The sequence below is a fragment of the Kitasatospora sp. NPDC094028 genome (assembly GCF_049543595.1).
In the GTDB taxonomy this organism is placed as follows: domain Bacteria; phylum Actinomycetota; class Actinomycetes; order Streptomycetales; family Streptomycetaceae; genus Kitasatospora.
In genome coordinates this window covers 213,520-230,376 of record NZ_JBMVFA010000007.1, presented here as the reverse complement: position 1 = coordinate 230,376, position 16,857 = coordinate 213,520, and the positions used below count along the sequence as shown (strand labels likewise).

Annotated in this window: 15 protein-coding genes; 5 read left to right on the top strand and 10 right to left on the bottom strand. The window is 72.5% G+C overall.

What is annotated here, in order from left to right:
* Positions 1–8: 8 nt before the first annotated feature.
* Positions 9–551, bottom strand: a complete 543-nt coding sequence (locus tag ACPC54_RS14445) for an alkyl hydroperoxide reductase (RefSeq protein ID WP_045697701.1) — start codon at positions 549–551, stop codon at positions 9–11.
* Positions 552–554: 3 nt separating this feature from the next.
* Entirely contained in the window at positions 555–1,106 is a 552-nt protein-coding gene (locus tag ACPC54_RS14440) for a peroxiredoxin (RefSeq protein WP_498964827.1), read from the bottom strand.
* Positions 1,107–1,328: 222 nt separating this feature from the next.
* Here ACPC54_RS14440 and ACPC54_RS14435 point away from each other — a divergent pair, with 222 nt between their 5' ends.
* Positions 1,329–2,249 carry a LysR substrate-binding domain-containing protein gene (locus ACPC54_RS14435; RefSeq protein WP_498964825.1) on the top strand — a complete coding sequence of 307 codons (921 nt, stop codon included), beginning with the start codon at positions 1,329–1,331 and terminating at the stop codon, positions 2,247–2,249.
* Between the two features lie 7 nt (positions 2,250–2,256).
* On the opposite strand, the gene ACPC54_RS14430 is transcribed toward ACPC54_RS14435, so the two are convergent.
* A complete protein-coding gene (locus ACPC54_RS14430; RefSeq protein WP_498964823.1) occupies positions 2,257–2,880 on the bottom strand; it encodes a TetR/AcrR family transcriptional regulator in 624 nt (207 codons plus the stop codon).
* Positions 2,881–3,029: 149 nt separating this feature from the next.
* Between ACPC54_RS14430 and ACPC54_RS14425 the strand changes: the two genes are divergently transcribed.
* Positions 3,030–5,231 carry an MMPL family transporter gene (locus ACPC54_RS14425; RefSeq protein ID WP_498964821.1) on the top strand — a complete coding sequence of 734 codons (2,202 nt, stop codon included), beginning with the start codon at positions 3,030–3,032 and terminating at the stop codon, positions 5,229–5,231.
* Positions 5,232–5,279: 48 nt separating this feature from the next.
* On the opposite strand, the gene ACPC54_RS14420 is transcribed toward ACPC54_RS14425, so the two are convergent.
* From ACPC54_RS14420 to ACPC54_RS14410, 3 genes are all read right to left on the bottom strand, one after another.
* The gene (locus ACPC54_RS14420; RefSeq protein WP_498964819.1) at positions 5,280–7,145 is read right to left on the bottom strand and encodes a SpoIIE family protein phosphatase; all 1,866 of its coding nucleotides are present in this window, start codon (positions 7,143–7,145) and stop codon (positions 5,280–5,282) included.
* A 77-nt stretch (positions 7,146–7,222) separates the two neighbouring features.
* On the bottom strand, positions 7,223–7,921 hold the full coding sequence (locus ACPC54_RS14415; RefSeq protein WP_498964949.1) for a class I SAM-dependent methyltransferase: 699 nt from the start codon (positions 7,919–7,921) through the stop codon (positions 7,223–7,225).
* 568 nt (positions 7,922–8,489) lie between these two features.
* The gene (locus ACPC54_RS14410) at positions 8,490–11,450 is read right to left on the bottom strand and encodes an AfsR/SARP family transcriptional regulator (protein ID WP_498964817.1); all 2,961 of its coding nucleotides are present in this window, start codon (positions 11,448–11,450) and stop codon (positions 8,490–8,492) included.
* Between the two features lie 214 nt (positions 11,451–11,664).
* Here ACPC54_RS14410 and ACPC54_RS14405 point away from each other — a divergent pair, with 214 nt between their 5' ends.
* A complete protein-coding gene (locus tag ACPC54_RS14405) occupies positions 11,665–11,949 on the top strand; it encodes a hypothetical protein (RefSeq protein WP_498964815.1) in 285 nt (94 codons plus the stop codon).
* Between the two features lie 265 nt (positions 11,950–12,214).
* Here ACPC54_RS14405 and ACPC54_RS14400 read toward each other — a convergent pair whose 3' ends face one another.
* Positions 12,215–12,418 (bottom strand): hypothetical protein, encoded by a 204-nt coding sequence (locus tag ACPC54_RS14400; protein WP_498964813.1) that lies wholly within the window; start codon positions 12,416–12,418, stop codon positions 12,215–12,217.
* Positions 12,419–12,616: 198 nt separating this feature from the next.
* On the opposite strand from ACPC54_RS14400, the gene ACPC54_RS14395 reads away from it, so the two are divergent.
* Entirely contained in the window at positions 12,617–13,375 is a 759-nt protein-coding gene (locus ACPC54_RS14395) for a GntR family transcriptional regulator (protein WP_498964811.1), read from the top strand.
* 17 nt (positions 13,376–13,392) lie between these two features.
* On the opposite strand, the gene ACPC54_RS14390 is transcribed toward ACPC54_RS14395, so the two are convergent.
* The 3 genes from ACPC54_RS14390 to ACPC54_RS14380 all read right to left on the bottom strand — a co-directional run bounded on the left by ACPC54_RS14390 (position 13,393) and on the right by ACPC54_RS14380 (position 15,859).
* Positions 13,393–13,818 (bottom strand): PIN domain-containing protein, encoded by a 426-nt coding sequence (locus ACPC54_RS14390; protein WP_498964808.1) that lies wholly within the window; start codon positions 13,816–13,818, stop codon positions 13,393–13,395.
* A complete protein-coding gene (locus tag ACPC54_RS14385) occupies positions 13,815–14,048 on the bottom strand; it encodes a type II toxin-antitoxin system VapB family antitoxin (RefSeq protein ID WP_498964806.1) in 234 nt (77 codons plus the stop codon). Before ACPC54_RS14385 ends, ACPC54_RS14390 begins: the two co-directional genes overlap by 4 nt.
* Before the next feature lie 143 nt (positions 14,049–14,191).
* The gene (locus ACPC54_RS14380) at positions 14,192–15,859 is read right to left on the bottom strand and encodes a fumarate hydratase (RefSeq protein ID WP_498964804.1); all 1,668 of its coding nucleotides are present in this window, start codon (positions 15,857–15,859) and stop codon (positions 14,192–14,194) included.
* A gap of 145 nt (positions 15,860–16,004) precedes the next feature.
* On the opposite strand from ACPC54_RS14380, the gene ACPC54_RS14375 reads away from it, so the two are divergent.
* Positions 16,005–16,787 (top strand): DUF1707 SHOCT-like domain-containing protein, encoded by a 783-nt coding sequence (locus ACPC54_RS14375; RefSeq protein WP_498964802.1) that lies wholly within the window; start codon positions 16,005–16,007, stop codon positions 16,785–16,787.
* Positions 16,788–16,857 lie beyond the last annotated feature (70 nt).

The window sequence follows — 16,857 nt, the reverse complement described above, 5'->3', positions numbered from 1 at the left end:
GCGGTGCGTCAGGCGTCGACGGAGGCGAGCGCGGCCTCGGAGTCGAGGACGCCGGCCACGGCCTGCAGCACGGCGGCGATCTTCATCGAGGCCTGGATGACCTCGCGCTCGACGCCGGCCTTGCGCAGGACGCCCTCGTGCGAGTCCAGGCACTGGCCGCAGCCGTTGATGGCCGAGACCGCGAAGCACCAGAGCTCGAAGTCGACCTTCTCGACGCCGGGGGTGCCGATGATGTTCATCCGCAGACCGGCCCGCATCGTGCTGTACTCCTTGTCGGAGAGCAGGTGCAGCGTCCGGTAGTAGACGTTGTTCATCCCCATGATCGCGGCCGCGCCCTTGGCGGCGTTGTACGCCTCCGGGGACAGGTTGGCCTTGGCCTCGGGCTCCAGCTCGCGCAGCACGCGGGGGCTGCGGGTGGCCATCGCGCAGGACAGCACGGTGCCCCAGAGCTGCTGGGCGGGGAGGTCGGAGTTGCCGATGACCGAGCCCAGGTTGAGCTTGAGGTCCTTGGCGTAGTCCGGGAGGGCGGCCTTCAGGTCGTCGAGAGCCATGGGTCAGCCCGCCAGCAGGGCCTGGGCGTCGAGGGTGTCCTCGCCCTTGTTCCAGTTGCACGGGCACAGCTCGTCGGTCTGCAGGGCGTCCAGCACCCGCAGGACCTCCTTGGGGTTACGGCCGACGGAGCCGGCGGTCACCATGACGAACTGGATCTCGTTGTTCGGGTCGACGATGAACACGGCGCGCTGCGCGGTGCCGTCCTCGCCCTCGACGCCGCAGGCGCGCATCAGCTCGTGCTTGACGTCGGCCAGCATCGGGAAGGGCAGGTCGCGCAGGTCCTTGTGGTCCTTGCGCCAGGCGTGGTGCACGAACTCGGAGTCGCCGGAGACGCCGAGGATCTGGGCGTCGCGGTCGGCGAACTCGTCGTTCAGCTTGCCGAACGCGGCGATCTCGGTCGGGCAGACGAAGGTGAAGTCCATCGGCCAGAAGAAGACGATCTTCCACTTGCCCTCGTAGGACTTGTGGTTGATGTCGGCGAAGGCGTTCGCGGCGTCCAGGTCGACACAGGCCTTGAGGTCGAACTCGGGGAACTTGTCACCGATCGTGAGCACGTTCGCTTCTCCTGAAGTGAGACTGAGGGGAGTTTTGTCCGGATTCCGGACACCGTCCACCATTCCACATGGTGGACTGATCGGGGAAATAGCTACCCTGGATGTTTCTGATCGGAGGTTGTTATCAGTAACGAACCGCGCACGTCCCGGCCCGGCCCCCGCCGCGGCGAGGGCGGCAAGTCCGATCCGACTGTGGTGAGCGCCACAGTCCGCGCCCCCCGCATGCCCACGGTCGCCCAGCTGCGGGCCTTCGTCGCGGTGGCCGAGCACCGGCACTTCCGGGAGGCCGCCGCGGCCACCGGGACCAGCCAGCCCGCGCTCTCCGGGGCGGTCGCGGCGCTGGAGGAGTCGCTCGGCGCGCAACTGGTCGAGCGTACGACGCGCAGGGTGATCGTCACTCCACTGGGGGAGCGGATACACGAGCACGCGCGCCGGGTGCTCGCCTCGCTGCAGGCCCTCACCGAGGAGGTCGAGGCCGCCCGCCGCCCGTTCACCGGGCCGCTGCACCTGGGCGTCATCCCGACCGTCGCACCGTACCTGCTGCCCACCGTGCTGCGGCTGGTCCGCGACCGCTTCCCCGAGCTGGAGCTGCACGTCCACGAGGAGCGCACCCCCTCGCTGCTGGAGGGGCTGGCCGCCGGGCGGCTCGACGTGCTGCTGCTCGCGCTGCCGGCCGGCGGGGCCTCGCCGACCCGCGACATCCCGCTGTTCGACGAGGACTTCGTGCTGGTCACCCCGCCCGGGCACCCGCTCGCCGGGCGGATCGACGTCCCGCGCGACGTGCTGCTCGACCTGGAGGTGCTGCTGCTGGAGGAGGGCCACTGCCTGCGCGACCAGGCGCTGGACATCTGCCGCGAGGTCGGCGCCGACCCGGCGGGCTCCACCACCCGCGCGGCCGGGCTGTCCACCCTGGTCCAACTGGTCGCCGGGGGGCTCGGGGTGACCCTGCTGCCCGCCACCGCGCTGGACGTCGAGGCCGGGCGCGCCGACCGGCTGGCCGCCGTCCGCTTCGCCGAGCCGGCGCCCGGCCGCCGGATCGGGCTGGCGACCCGGCCGGGCTCGGCCCGCAGCGCCGAGTACGAGCGCTTCGCGGCGGCGCTGCGCGAGGTGCTGGCCGAGCTGCCGGTGCGGATCGTCGAGTAGGGGTCCGCTACGCGGTCGCGGGCTCGCCCAGGCAGAGCCCGACCGTGGTGGCCACCAGGAGTTCCAGGCCCCGCAGGGTGTCCGGGTCGGCCGGTTCGCCGGGCGTGCGCAGTGCCAGGTGGCGGTCGGTCAGGCCGTCGAACCCGGCGAGGAAGTGGATGGCGACCTCCCGGGCCGGCGTGGCGAGCCGGATGCCGTGGGCGTCGGCGAGGGCGGTGACCATCACGGTCGCGGTGCCTTCGAGCTGGTGCTGCATCGCCCGCATGATCTCCTGCAGCTCCGGGTCGCGCATGGCGAGCGCCGCGAACTCGCTGAGCAGCACGCAGCGCCCGTCCTCACCGGTCGAGCTCTCCCAGACGGCGTGCACCAGCGCCCGGATCTGCTCGCCGAACGGGCCGTCGCCCGGGTCGGCGTCGGCGACGTTGCCGATGAACTCGGCGGTCAGCTGCTCGACCACGGCCCGGTAGAGGTCCTTCTTGGTGCCGAAGGTGTAGTGCACCGTCGCCTGTGCCACGCCCAGCTCGGCCGCGATCGCCCGGGTGCTGCCGGCGGCGACGCCTTCCCTGGCCATCAGTTCGAGGGCGGCCCGGACCAGTTGCGGGCGGCGTTCGGAAGCGGGGACATGAGCCATCCAGCCAGGGTAGCGCCATGGTCGGGCAACCGAGTCTGTTGATCCTGTCGCTCGATTCTGTCGGTCAACTTTGTCACCTGACAATGTTGCGCGTACGGTGGGGGCGAGACCCTCCCGCGAAACCCGTCCTGACCGAACCGAGGATCGCCATGGCCACGTACCTGTACCGACTGGGCCGCTACTGCTTCCGGAGACGGCGCGCAGTGCTGGCCGTCTGGATCGCCGTGCTGATCGCCATCGGCGGCGCCGCGGGAGCCTTCGCCGGAAAGACCAGCGACGAGTTCAAGGTCCCCGGCACCGAGGCGCAGAGCACCCTGGACCGGATCAAGGACACCTTCCCCGCCCAGGGCCACGGCTCCGCGCAGGTCGTCTTCGCCGCCCCCGCCGGCGGCGGCATCGCCGCACCGGACGCGGCCAAGGCGGTCGGCGCGTCCGTCGAGCGGATCGCCCACGTCCCGGGCGTCGCCGCCGTACCGGACCCGTACGCCACCGGCGCGGTCTCCCCGGACGGGCGGGTCGCGATCGCCCTGGTCTCCTTCGACCACAAGCTCGCCGAGGTCACCGACCAGCAGCGCGAGGCCGTCCGGGCCGCCGCCGAACCGGCCCGCGCGGCCGGGCTGGACATCGCCTTCGGCGGCGACGCGTACAACCGGATGGCGCAGGTCGAGGGCGGCAGCGAGTCGATCGGCGTGGCGGTCGCCGGGGTGGTGCTGGTCATCACCCTGGGCACGCTGGTCGCGGCCGGGCTGCCGCTGCTGACCGCGCTGGTCGGCGTCGGCGTGGCCATGGCCGGGCTGCTCGCGCTCACCGGCTCGTTCGAGATCATCACCACCGCGCCGGTGCTGGCGCTGATGGTCGGCCTGGCGGTCGGCATCGACTACGCGCTGTTCATCCTGTTCCGCTACCGCCGCCACCTCGGCGAGGGCCTGGACCCCGAGGAGGCCGCCGCCCGCGCCACCGCGACCGCCGGCAGCGCCGTCGTCTTCGCCGGCCTGACCGTGGTCGTCGCGCTCGCCGGGCTCGCCGTCGCCGGCGTCCCCTTCCTCACCGTGATGGGCCTGGCCGCCTCCGGCGCGGTCGTGGTGGCCGTGCTGGTCGCCATCACCCTGCTGCCCGCGGTGCTCGGCTTCGTCGGCCGCGGCATCGACCGGCTCCCGGTCTGGAAGCGCGCGCTCGCCGCCAACGGCGGGACCACCATGGGCGAGCGCTGGGCCCGCTTCGTGGTCCGCCGCCCGCTGCCCGTGCTGCTGGTCGGCCTGACCGGGCTGGGCGTCCTCGCCGCCCCCGCCGCGAGCCTGGACCTCGGCCTGCCGGGCGGCGGTTCACAGGCCGTCGGGACGGACGCCCGCAAGGCCTACGACCTGGTCAGCGACAGCTTCGGCCCGGGCTTCAACGCGCCGCTGGTGGTCGTCGTCGACGCCCACGACGCGCCGCACCCCGAGCAGGCCGTCCAGGGCGTCGCGGGCAGACTGCAGACCCTGAAGGGCGTCAAGACGCTGCTGCCGCCGACCGTGGACCGGGCGAGCGGGACGGCCCTGGTGCCCGTCATCCCGCAGACCGGCCCCGACCACGCGGACACCAAGGCGCTGGTCAACGAGATCCGCGACCAGCGCGTTGAGCTCAGGTCCGCGACCGGCGCGAGCATCGCCGTCACCGGCACCACGGCCGCCAACATCGACGTCTCCACCAAGCTCGGCCAGGCCCTGCCGCCGTTCGTCGCGGTGATCGTCGGCATCGCGCTGGTGCTGCTCGCGCTGGCCTTCCGCTCGATCCTGGTGCCGCTCAAGGCCGTGCTCGGCTTCCTGCTCAGCATCGCGGCCTCGCTCGGCGCCGTCGTCGCCGTCTACCAGTGGGGCTGGCTGGACGGCTTCATCGACGTGCCGAAGGTCGGGCCGGTGGTCAGCTTCGTGCCGATCCTGCTGATCGGCGTGCTGTTCGGGCTGGCCATGGACTACGAGCTGTTCCTGGTCTCCGGGATGAAGGAGCAGCACGTCCACGGCAAGGCCCCGCGCGAGGCGGTCGTCGGCGGCGTCAAGGGCGGCGCCCGGGTGGTGACGGCGGCCGCGCTGATCATGGTGTCGGTGTTCGGCGCCTTCGTCCTCGGCGACGACCCGATCGTCCAGCCGATCGGCTTCGCGCTCGCGGTCGGCGTGCTGGTGGACGCCTTCGTGGTGCGGATGGCGCTGGTGCCGGCCGCGATGGCGCTGTTCGGCAAGGCGGCCTGGTGGTTCCCGAAGGCACTGGGGAAGGTCGTGCCGAAGGTCGACATGGAGGGCGAGGAGCTGATGGCCCGGCTGGCGCGCGAGCAGCGGGCCGCGCAGGCGCCGGCGAAGGAGCCCGCCCGGGCGTGAGGCCCGGCCCGGGCCCCGGCTCCGGGCGCTGGGCGCCGGCGGGTCAGGTCAGTTCTTCGGCAGCCGCTGCTCGAACCAGACCACCTTGCCGGTGCCCAGCCGGGTCGCCCCCCAGCGCTCCGCGCACCGCGCCACTATCTGCAGCCCGCGCCCGCGTTCGTCCTCCGGCCCGATACGGCGAGGGCGCGGCAGCAGCGGGCTGTCGTCGCCCACCTCGCAGCGCAGCCGCGTCGTGCGCACCAGGCTCAGCGTGATCGGCCGGGTCGCGTGCTGGACGGCGTTCGTCACCAGCTCGCTCACCATCAGCTCGGTCGCCTCGCTCAGCTGCTCCAGCCCCCAGCGGCGCAGGGTGTGCGCGGCCAGCCGGCGGGCCCGGCCCGGCGTCTCGTTGCGCGGCTGCAGGTACCAGTGCGCGACGTCCCCCGCCGGGATGCCGTCGAAGCAGGCGCCCAGCAGCGCGATGTCGTCGCCGCGGTCGCCCGGCGGCAGGATGCGCAGCGCCTCCTGGCACAGCTGCTCGGGCGACTGCCAGCGGGCACCCTCGATCCGGGCCCGGAGCAGCTCCAGGCCGTCGCTGATCGGCCGGTTGCGGGTCTCCACCAGACCGTCGGTGAACAGCAGCAGCGCCGACCCCGGCGGCGCGGGCAGCTCCACCGAGTTGAAGTCCACCCCGCCGACCCCGATCGGCGCCCCGGAGTCCAGCTCCACCAACTCGGCCTTCCCGCCCGGGCGGACCAGCACCGGCGGGACGTGCCCGGCGTTGGCCAACACCACCCGGTTCGCGATCGGGTCGTACACCGCGTACACGCAGGTCGCCAGGTGCTGCTCGCGGCCCAGCCGTTGCGCCTGCTCGTCCAGGTGGTACAGCACCTCGTGCGGCGGCAGGTCGAGGGCGGCCAAGGTCTGGGCGCTGGTGCGCAGTTGGCCCATGATGGCGGCCGAGGTGAGCGAGTGGCCCATCACGTCGCCGACGATCAGGGCGACCCGGTTGCCGGGCAGTGGCACGGCGTCGTACCAGTCCCCGCCGACCTGCGCGCCGCGCTCGCCCGGCAGGTAGCGCTGCGCGAGCCGGACGCCGTGCGGCTGCGGCAGGCGCAACGGCAGCATGCTGCGCTGGAGTTCGTTGGCGATCTCCCACTCGCGGGCGTACCGCAGGGCGGTGTCCACCGCCAGACCCGCCTGGGTCGCCAGGTGGGCGGCCGTCGCGGTGTCCGCCGCGTCGAAGGGCGGCCGGCCGGTGCGTTCAGGGGGCCGACGGATCAGCACCAGCAGCCCGAGCACCGCCTTGCGGCCGCGCAGCGGCAGCGCGAGCACCGAGGTGCCGGCGGCCAGCCGGGACGGGCCGCGGGTGCCGTACAGCTCGCGCAGCAGCGTCGCGGTGCGCTCGGCGGCCGGCGTGCCGAGGACGGCCGGCTCGGCCGGGCGGCGGCTCAGCAGGGTGTGTGCGATCGCGCCGCCGCGGGTCACCGGGACGGCCGGGCCGGGATCGGCGGTCGAGCGCGAGCCGTACCGGGAGCGGTTCCGGTCGTCCATGCCGCCGCGGCGGCCCTGGCGGCCGATCCGGGTGCCGGTGCTGTGGTGGATGCGCAGCTCGTCGGGGAAGCCGGGCTCGCGCTCGACGTTCGGCAGCGGGTCGCGCAGGTGGATCACGGCGGCGTCGGCGAGCGTCGGGACGAGCACCCGGCCGATGTTGCGCAGGGTGGCGGCCAGGTCGAGGGCGCTGTTGATCCGGCGGGTGGCGGAATCGAGGTAGGCGAGGCGGTCCGCCACCTCGGCGCGGTCCGGCGCGGGCTGCTCGGCGGTGGAGACGGCGGCGGGGGCGGGAGGTGCGGCGGGGGGTGCCACCGGGAGCCGACGGCGCGGGCCCGGGACGGCGGACGGCTGCTCCGCCTCGGTCTTGAGCTGGTCGCGCACGGCTGCCTGTCCTGGAATCGGTGTGGTCGGTGGGCTGTTCGGTCCGGTTCGTTGGTTCGGGTTCCCGCTGGGGTCGGTCAGCCGACGCGTCGACAGCACAGGAACAGCTGTTCCTCCGGCGGCAGCGAGGTACTGGCCGGTGCGTACGGGTGCCCCGAGCACTCCTCGACCGCGAACCCCGCCGTGACCAGAACCCGCTCCAGATCCTCCCTCAGATAGCCGCTGATCCGCAGCTCTCTGCCAAGGAACGGAAGCGGAACGTGATCCAAGTCCGCCTCGACCATACCCAGGACCAGCAGCCCGCCCGGCCGCAACAGCCCGCGCAGCCGGCCCAGCACGGTCGGGATCTCGTCCTGCGGCAGCAGGATCAGCGAGAAGAACGCCGTCACCGCGGCGAACCGGCCGGCCCCCGCCGGCCCCAGCTCCGGGGAGCCCCACACCCGGGCCGCGCGCGCGGTGGCCAGATCGTAGAGGTCGATCCGATGGAAGGACGGCGGGTGCTCGCCCGTGTACCGGGCCCCGCGGGCCAGCGACAGCATCACGTCCGACAGGTCCACGCCGGTCACCCGCAGCCCGCCGGCCGCCAGCTGCCGGACCGTCGGCTCCCCGGTGCCGCAGCCGACGTCCAGCACCCGGGCGCCCGGCTCCAGCTCCGCCAGCAGCCGCAGCCCGCAGGCCAACTGCCCGTCCTTGGCGGGGAACGCGTCGCCGTACCCGGCGCCGATGGTGTCGAACGCCACGGCCTGCAGCGCCCGGGCCGCCCGGCGTCGCCGCACCTCCGGGCCGTCGTCGGGGCAGCCGTCGGGCTCGTCGTCCCACGCGTCCTCACCGAGGGGGAACGCATCGGATATCCGTCCGGTCGTCACGATGAGAGGCACCCTTCCACCCGTGGCCTCCGCCCGCACTGTCCCGCCGCGACAGCCGGGGTGACCAGGGCTCCCCGCGCCGCACGGACGGACCGTACTTCGACACGCTGCCGGCAGACACTCGTGTGTGTACTGGCATCCGAGAATATGCGTGATCACCGCGCCGTGGGGTCCCTTTCCGGCCAACTCGTCATGCTTGGGCCGATGTGGGCGGGCTTGCGGAAGCACACCGGTGCGGGCCGAGGGGGCGTGCCCGGCCCCGCACGCCGGACGGCGCGCCGGGGTGGCGCACCCGACCTGCGGAAACACCGGGGCCGTGGACGGACGACACCGCGTTTATCGAACGTCAATCGCTCCGGTGCACAGTGGATCCAGCGCCGGGGAAGCGTTGAGGGCGCTCCCGCAGCCGGGGGGCTGCGGGAGCGCCGACGCGCGGATCGGGGGAGGTGTTCCGCTGGGGGGCGGAGGCCTCAAGGCGCTAGGGGAGGGGAAGAGGAGGCTCGGTGTGCTGTTGGGAGATGAGGTCCGCCACAGGGGAGGCCTCGGGCACACCGAGCCGGATGAAGATCGCGTGCGCCTCGGTGAGACACGCGAGCCCACGCGCCGGCTGGGCGAGGGCGAGCAGTGCCTCACCGAGCGCGGCGTTCGCCAGGCCCTGGCAGTAGGCGGAGTCCATCTCCTGCGCGATCGCGAGCGAGGCGCCGGCCGTCTCGGCCGCCTCACCCTGCTGCCCGGCAGCGAGCAGGGCGGAGGCCAGACGGGCGAGGGTGTAGCCCTCCCACAGCCGGTTCCGCTGGGACGCGTAGAGCCGGTGCGCCTCCCGCAGGTGCGGGACGGCCTCGCCACCGGCGAGCACCACGCCGAGCTGGTACAGCGTCTGCGCGAGCAGCGGACCGTTCCTGGACTCGCGCGCCGCGGAGACGCCGTCGCCGGCGGACTGGATCGCCGTCTCGGTCATGCCCAGCCGGTGCTGGAACCGGGCCATGTTGCCGACGATCCGGGCCTCGGCGGTCGGCGTGCGGACGGCCCGGCTGGTGGCCCGGGCCTGTTCGAGGAACCCCAGGGCCTCGGCCGGACGGTTGCCGATGCCCAGGATCCAGCCCAGGGTGTTGGCCGTGGCCAGCAGCAGGACGGACGGTTCGTCCGGTGCCTGGTGGTCGAGGCTGCGGCGTAGCGAGTGCTCGGCGCCCTGGAAGTCGCTGGTGACGGACTGGAGGGTGCCGAGCGCGAAGTACGCGCGGGCGAGCACGGCCGAGTCGCCGCGGCGTTCCGCGTCCTGGCTGATGGCCTCCAGGACCTGGCACCCCCGGGGGCCGCGGGTCGGGTCCGGGTCGATGCTGAACATCAGGTTCAGCAGGTCGACCGCCGAGCGCTGCAGGGCGTCGGAACCGCCCGCGGCGGCCTCGACGGCGCTGAGGAGCAGGGCGCCCTCGGTCCGGAGCCAGTCCTGAGCGGCCTGGCTGGTCGGCAGGCCGATCCCCGGCAGGGCGGGCGTGGTCAGCAACTCCGGCAGGGTGTCGTCCGGTTCGATGGCCTGGGCCGCGTTGCGCACGGTCGGGATCAGCAGGTCGAACAGCCGCTGGACGGCCCGCTCCCGCTCCTCGGCGTCGCCGATCCGCTCGTTCTGCCGCTGGGCGTACAGGCGGAGCAGGTCGTGGTAGCGGTAGCGGCCCGGGGTGAAGCATTCCAGCATGTTCGCCTCGACCAGGGCCTCGGCGAGGTCCTCGGCGGCGTCCACGTCCAGGTCGAGCAGCGCGGCCGCCGCCTCCAGCGGGATATCGGCGGAGTCGATCAACGAGAGAAACCGGAAGGCGCGGGCCTCGGCCGCGGAGAGCTGTCCGTAGCCGAGCCCGATGGTGGTCTCCACGGCGAGGTTGCCGAGCTGGAGTTCGTCCAGGCGGCGCCGCTGGTCGGCTAACCGGCGGGCGAGGTCGGAGACGCTCCAGCGCGGGCGGCTGGCCAGTCGGGCGGCGGCGATGCGGACGGCCAGCGGCAGGAAGCCGCACGCCGTGACCACGGCCATGGCGGCCTCCGGCTCGGCGGCGGCGCGCTGTTCGCCGACGATGGCCGAGAACAGCGCCAGTGCCTCGTCCGGGGTCAGCTCCTCCACGTCGAAGAGCTGTGCGCCCGGGATGCCGGCCAGCCGGGACCGGCTGGTGGCGAGCACGGCGCAGCCGGAGACGCCCGGGATCAGCGGTTTGATCTGTTCGGCGTCCCGGGCGTTGTCCAGCAGGATCAGCATCTTGCGGCCGGCGAGCTGTGAGCGGTAGAGGGCCGCGCGCTGTTCCAGCGAGTCGGGACTCTCGGTGACGCCGAGCGAGTGCAGGAAGTCGCCCAGGACGACCACCGGGTCGGCCGGTGAGGCGCCGGCCCCGCGCAGGTCGACGTACAGCTGGCCGTCCGGGAACTCCGACCGGACGCGGTGGGCGACGTGGACGGCGAGGGTGGTCTTGCCGACGCCCCCGATCCCGGCCAGCGAGGTCACCACGACGGCCTGGCCGGTGGCGTTCTGCAGGACTGCCGAGAGGTCGTCCACCAGCTCCGCGCGGCCGCTGAAGTCCGAGACGTCGGCGGGGAGTTGGGCGGGTGCCGGGGGAGCGGCCGGGCCGTTCCGGCGGGCTGCCGCGGAGGTGGTGACCTCCGGGAGGGTCAGGGCCGGGTCTGCCGCGAGGATGCGGGCGTGCATGGCGGACAGGCTGGCGCCCGGCTCGACTCCGAGTTCCTCGATGAGCAGCTTGCGGGTGTCGGTGTAGACGCCCAGGGCCTCGGCCTGGCGGCCGCACCGGTACAGCGCCAGCATGAGCAGTTCGCGGAGCCGTTCACGCAGCGGGTGCTCGGCCGTCAGGATGTTGAGGTCGCCGACGATCTCGGCGTGCAGGCCGATGTCGAGGGCGGCGGCGCAGGACTCCTCGGCGGCGGCCACCTGGCGCTCGGCCAGCCGCAGCCGTTGGGCGTCGGCGTACGGGCCGGGGACGCCGGTGAGCGGACGGCCGCTGAACAGCTGCAGGGCCTGGGCGAGGAGCCGGTGCGCCTCGTGCGGGTCCCCCGAGGTCCGGGCGGCCGCGGCGTCGGCGGACAGCTTCTCGAAGACCGCCAGGTCCAGCGCGTCGTTCGGGATGCGCAGCGCGTAGCCGTCCGCGATGGAGACCAGCACCTCGGAGGGGCGGCGGATCTCCCGCCGGGGTTCGATGACGGAGCGCAGCCGGGAGACGTAGGTGCGCAGCGCGGCCACGGCCTGGGTCGGTGGCCGGTCGCCCCACAGGGCGTCGACGAGGTCCTGGGTGGTGACCGGACGGCCGGACTGCAACAGGAGGGTGGTCAGGACGGCTTGCTGCTGGGGGGATCCGAGGGAGAGGGGCTTCCCGTCGAGCCATGCCTGGACCGGACCGAGGACTTGGAAGCGCAGCGCAGGTGCCTGCGGCGTCTCCCGAAACTCCATGAGGTCCCCCGATGGCCTGTGGTGTCGATCTTGTGAAAGGGCGCTCGGCGGTCCGCCGTGGTGCTTCAGCTTAGGCGGACGCCCGACTCTGCCGGACGGCCCCGCAAGCCGCACGCTGTTTATCGGACATTTAATCAACCCTACGATACTGTCCCCGCGCCCGCGCCAAGCAGGTCGGGCTGAACACAATTGATGACTGAAAGGCGGCCGCCCAATGGCCAACAACCAGAGCGAGACCCCGGTGCCGTCGACGCCCGAGAGTGCGGCGCAGACTCCGGCCCCGGCCGCCGCTGTGGAGGCCGGCCAGGCTGTCGAGGGCGCGGTGGCCGCGACCTCGAACCCGACCGAGTACACCGAGCCGAGCGCCGACAAGAAGGGCTCCTTCGAGAACGAGGTCTTCGGCGACGAGGCCGAGCACGTCGTCGAGCCGGCCAAGCCGGCCACCGGCGAGCCGGGCAAGACCTTCGAGCCCGAGAACGTCGTCTCCGGCTGCCCGTAAGCAGATCGGCCCGAGTGCCCCTGCGTCCCCGTCCGGGCGCGGGGGCGCTTTCGTAATGACCGCGCCAATTCGGAGAAAGCGTGCCCGGGGCGTGCCCGCCGGGTGGCCGAATCCCGCCCGCGGTGCACACATGGTGACGGCGATTATCCGTAACGTGCCCGGCGGTGCGGGGTGGGGTCGTTCCGGAATTCCCGATTCATCGGGCGATTGCCCGGCCCGGAATGTTGTAGTTTGCGTTGTTTTTGCCACGATTGCCGGATTGATCTCATTCCGTCGAATCGCCGCTCCCGGCGGCCGGGGAGACGTGGTCCGGTCGGACGGCCCATTCGCGGCCGCCGCCCTCGGGGCGGAGGTAGTGCTCGCCGCCGATGGTGTCCATGTAGATGCCGGTGCGACCGGATCGCCGGTCGAGGACGAGTTCACCCACCTGCGGCCGGTAGGCCGGGGCGTTGCGCTGACGGGTGCCCATCGCACTGCTCCTTGCTCTGGTGCGGGCGCGCGGCCGGTGGGGGCGCGTCCTGGTCGCTGTCCGTGCGTGTGCGTGTACTGCTCGGCGACTACCCAGCATCTCTAGAGAAGCTAATATCTCTAGAGATGTCAACGGTCGTATCTCCTTACTAGCGGCCGCGGGCGGGCCTAGGATTCACCCGTGGGAGAGGGAGCGGCGATGACCGGCAGCAGCGGCGAGAAGCGGCCCAAGTACCAGCGGATCGCCGACTTGCTGAAGGCGGCGATCGACGCCGGCCGCTACCGCGCGGGGGACCGTCTCCCCGGCGAGAACGACCTCATGGACGAGTACGGCGTCGCCCGGATGACCGCCCGGCAGGCGCTCGGCGTGCTGCAGAGCGAGGGCATCGCGGAAGCCCGCAGGGGCGCCGGGGTGTTCGTCCGGGACTTCCGGCCGCTGCGCCGGCGCGGCATCCAGCGGCTGGCGCAGGGGCAGTGGGGGTCGGGGCGGTCGATATGGTCGGCCGACATCGACAACCGCACCCTGGTGGTCGACCAGGTGTCCGTCACCGAACAGGGCGCGCCCGAGCACGTGGCACGCGTACTCGGGGCGGACCCGGGCGCGCCGATGTGCGTGCGGCACCGCCGCTTCGTGCTGGACGGCAAGCCGGTGCTGCTGTCCACCTCGTACCTGCCGGCCGTGCTGGTCGCCGGGACGGCGATCACCCGCGAGGACACCGGCCCGGGCGGCACCTACGCCCGGCTGGCGGAGATCGGCGCGAAGCCCGTCCACTTCCGCGAGGAGGTCCGCTCCCGGATGCCCAGCGCGGAGGAGTCCGCCCGCCTCGACCTGACGGCCGGCACCCCGGTGATCCTGATCTGCCGCACCGCCTTCGCCGACGAGGGCCAGGTCGTCGAGCTCAACGAGATGATCCTCGACGCCGCCTCCTACGTCCTGGAGTACGACTTCGACGCGTGAGGGCCGGGGGCGGGAGGTCAGTCGGCGGCCGACCGGCGGATGTCTCGCTCCCGGAACTCGCTGATCACTCGGGCCACGGCGGCGAAGTCGTCGTCGAGGTGCAGCACGGTCATGTCGTACTGGACGGCGGTGCCGGCCAGCAGCAGGTCGGCCAGACCGGCCGCACGGTGCTGGCCCTTCTGGGTGAGTTTGTACTGAGCGGTGTCGATCCAGTCCCAGATCGACTTCGGGGCGCTGACTGCCGGGCCGAACAGCGCCGCCAGCTCGTCCTCCAGGTCGTCCCGGTGGGCCGAGTTCCTGGCAGAGAAGAGGATCTCGGTCCGGGTCGACTTGCTGATCCTGATCAGGCCGGACTCGATGTACCCCCGCCACTGCGAACGAAGCTCTCGGTCCGACACCAGCCGCACGTAGGCCGAGGTGTCGATCAGGAAGCCGTCGATCATTCGGCGGCCTCGCGCTGCGCCCGCTTGCGAGCCTCGTACACCCGCATCGTCGGCTCGAACTCACCGGCGGCGGCTCGGCGGGACAGCTTCTCCAGGGCTTCCAGCCTCTTCAGGCGGCTGACGTAGTCGGTAAGGGCGTTGTTGATGGTGTCCTTCTTCGTCGTCGTCCCCATCAGCCTCATGGCCTCCGCCAGAACGGCGTCATCGACATCGACGTTGGTCATGCTCATCAGGCACCTCCATGGGCGATGTGGGCAATCCACCTACATCATCTACATTACCCATGCGCGAAACCCGGGAGACGCAGAACCGCCCCGATCGCGAGGGCGGTCGGGGCGGTGAAGGGGCGCGCGGGAGTGTTCCCCGGCGCGGGCTACTCCTTGGAGCGGACGCGCAGGTTGGTGATCAGCGGGCCCTCGGTGGTCTCGCGGAAGAAGTCGTTGCCCTTGTCGTCGACGACGATGAAAGCCGGGAAGTCCTCGACCTCGATGCGCCAGACGGCCTCCATGCCGAGCTCGGCGTACTCCAGCACCTCGACCTTCTTGATGCAGTCCTGGGCGAGCCGGGCGGCCGGGCCGCCGATGGAGCCGAGGTAGAAGCCGCCGTGGGCGGCGCAGGCGTCGGTGACCTGCTTGCTGCGGTTGCCCTTGGCGAGCATGACCATGGAGCCGCCGGCGGCCTGGAACTGGTCGACGTAGGAGTCCATCCGGCCGGCCGTGGTGGGGCCGAAGGAGCCGGAGGCGTAGCCCTCGGGGGTCTTGGCCGGGCCGGCGTAGTAGACCGGGTGGTCCTGGAGGTACTTGGGCATGCCCTCGCCGGCGTCCAGGCGCTCCTTGATCTTGGCGTGGGCGATGTCGCGGGCGACGACCAGGGTGCCGGTGAGCGAGAGCCGGGTCTTGACCGGGTACTTGGACAGCTCGGCGCGGATCGCGGACATCGGCTGGTTGAGGTCGACCCGCACCACGTCGTCGTCGAGGTGCTCGTCGGTGGTGTCCGGCAGGTACTTCGCCGGGTCGGTCTCCAGCTGCTCCAGGAACACGCCCTCGGCGGTGATCTTGCCGAGCGCCTGGCGGTCGGCGGAGCAGGAGACGGCCATGGCGACCGGCAGCGAGGCGCCGTGGCGCGGCAGCCGGACGACGCGGACGTCGTGGCAGAAGTACTTGCCGCCGAACTGGGCGCCGATGCCGATCTTCTGGGTCAGCTCGGTGACCTTGGCCTCCAGCTCCAGGTCGCGGAAGCCGTGGCCGGTCTTGGCGTTGCCCGAGGTCGGCAGGTTGTCCAGGTAGTGCGCGGAGGCGTACTTGGCGGTCTTGAGCGCGTACTCGGCGCTGGTGCCGCCGATCACGATGGCCAGGTGGTACGGCGGGCAGGCGGCCGTGCCGAGGGAGCGGATCTTCTGCTCCAGGAACGAGAGCATGCTCGCCTCGTTCAGGATGGCCTTGGTCTCCTGGTACAGGTACGACTTGTTGGCGGAGCCGCCGCCCTTGGCCATGAACAGGAACTTGTAGGCGTCGCCGTCGGTGGCGTACAGCTCGATCTGCGCCGGCAGGTTGTTGCCGGTGTTCTTCTCGTCCCACATGGTCACCGGGGCCATCTGGGAGTAGCGCAGGTTGAGCTTGGTGTACGCGTCGTACACGCCGCGGGCGATCGCGGACTCGTCGCCGCCCTGGGTGAGCACGTTCTGGCCGCGCTTGCCCATGACGATCGCGGTGCCAGTGTCCTGGCACATCGGGAGGATGCCGCCGGCCGAGATGTTGACGTTCTTCAGCAGGTCGAGCGCGACGAAGCGGTCGTTGGGGCTGGCCTCCGGGTCGTCCAGGATGCGGCGCAGCTGGGCGAGGTGGGCGGGGCGCAGGTAGTGCGAGATGTCGTGCATCGCCTCGGCGGTGAGCAGGCGCAGCGCCTCGGGCTCGACCTGGAGGAAGGTGCGGCCGCCGGCCTCGAAGGTGGAGACGCCTTCGGAGGTGAGCTTGCGGTACGGGGTCGGGTCAGCGCCCAGGGGGAGCAGGTCGCTGTACTCGAAGTCTGGCGTGGGAGCCATGGGGGCGGTCCTTAGGTTTCCAGTGATCCGGCTGCGTCGGCGAAGCACCATCCAGGGTAGGACCCGCCCGGAGCGGCGGTGCGGAGGGGGCTGCCCGCGTGACCGGGCTCACTTGGGCGGGAGTGCGAGCGACTAGGCTTGGCCCGTGGACAACTCGCCGCCGCAGGACGATCCGGGGCAGCCGCCGGTGCCGGCTCCCGTGCCGCTGACCAAAGCCGCGCCGCAGCCGGAGCCGAAGGCCCAGCCGGCGCGGCCGCCGGTGCACCCGCCTGTCCCGCCCGCCCCGGTGGCGGAGGCGGACCTGCGGGTCTCGGACGCCGACCGCGAGCGGGTCGCCGAACTGCTGCGGGACGCCTACGCCGAGGGCCGGCTGGACGCGGAGGAGCACGCGGAGCGGATCGAGGCCGCGTACCGCGCCAAGACCTTCGGCGAGTTGGTGCCGCTCACCCGGGACCTGCCCGCCCACCGGCCGCTCTCCTTCGAGAAGCCCCCGCAGGCCGCCCCGGCGGCGCCCCGCTCGGGGCCCCGGCTGCCGCCCGCGCGCCACGAGGCGCCGTCGATGGTGGCGATCTTCGGCGGTGCCTCCCGCAAGGGCCGTTGGCGGGTGGGTTCGCACCTGCGGGCGGTCGCGGCGTTCGGTGGGGTGGAGATCGACCTCACCGACGCGGTGTTCGAGTCCCCCGAAGTGGAGATCGAGGTGACGGCGCTGTTCGGCGGGGTCGACATCCGGGTGCCGGAGAACGTCAGCCTGCACGGCGGCGGGGTCGGCATCTTCGGCGGGTTCGACGTCAAGGAGCAGACGGCGGCGGACCCGTACGCGCCGGTGGTCCGGGTCAAGGGCGTTGCGGTGTTCGGCGGTTGCGAGGCCAAGCCGCGCCGCGGCAAGAAGATCACCGAGTGGGTGCGCAAGCAACTCGGCCAGGAATAGCTCACGTTGGCTGGAAACAGTGCCCGGCCGGGGTCAACTCCCGGTCGGGCATTCGGCGTTGTTGCGGGTG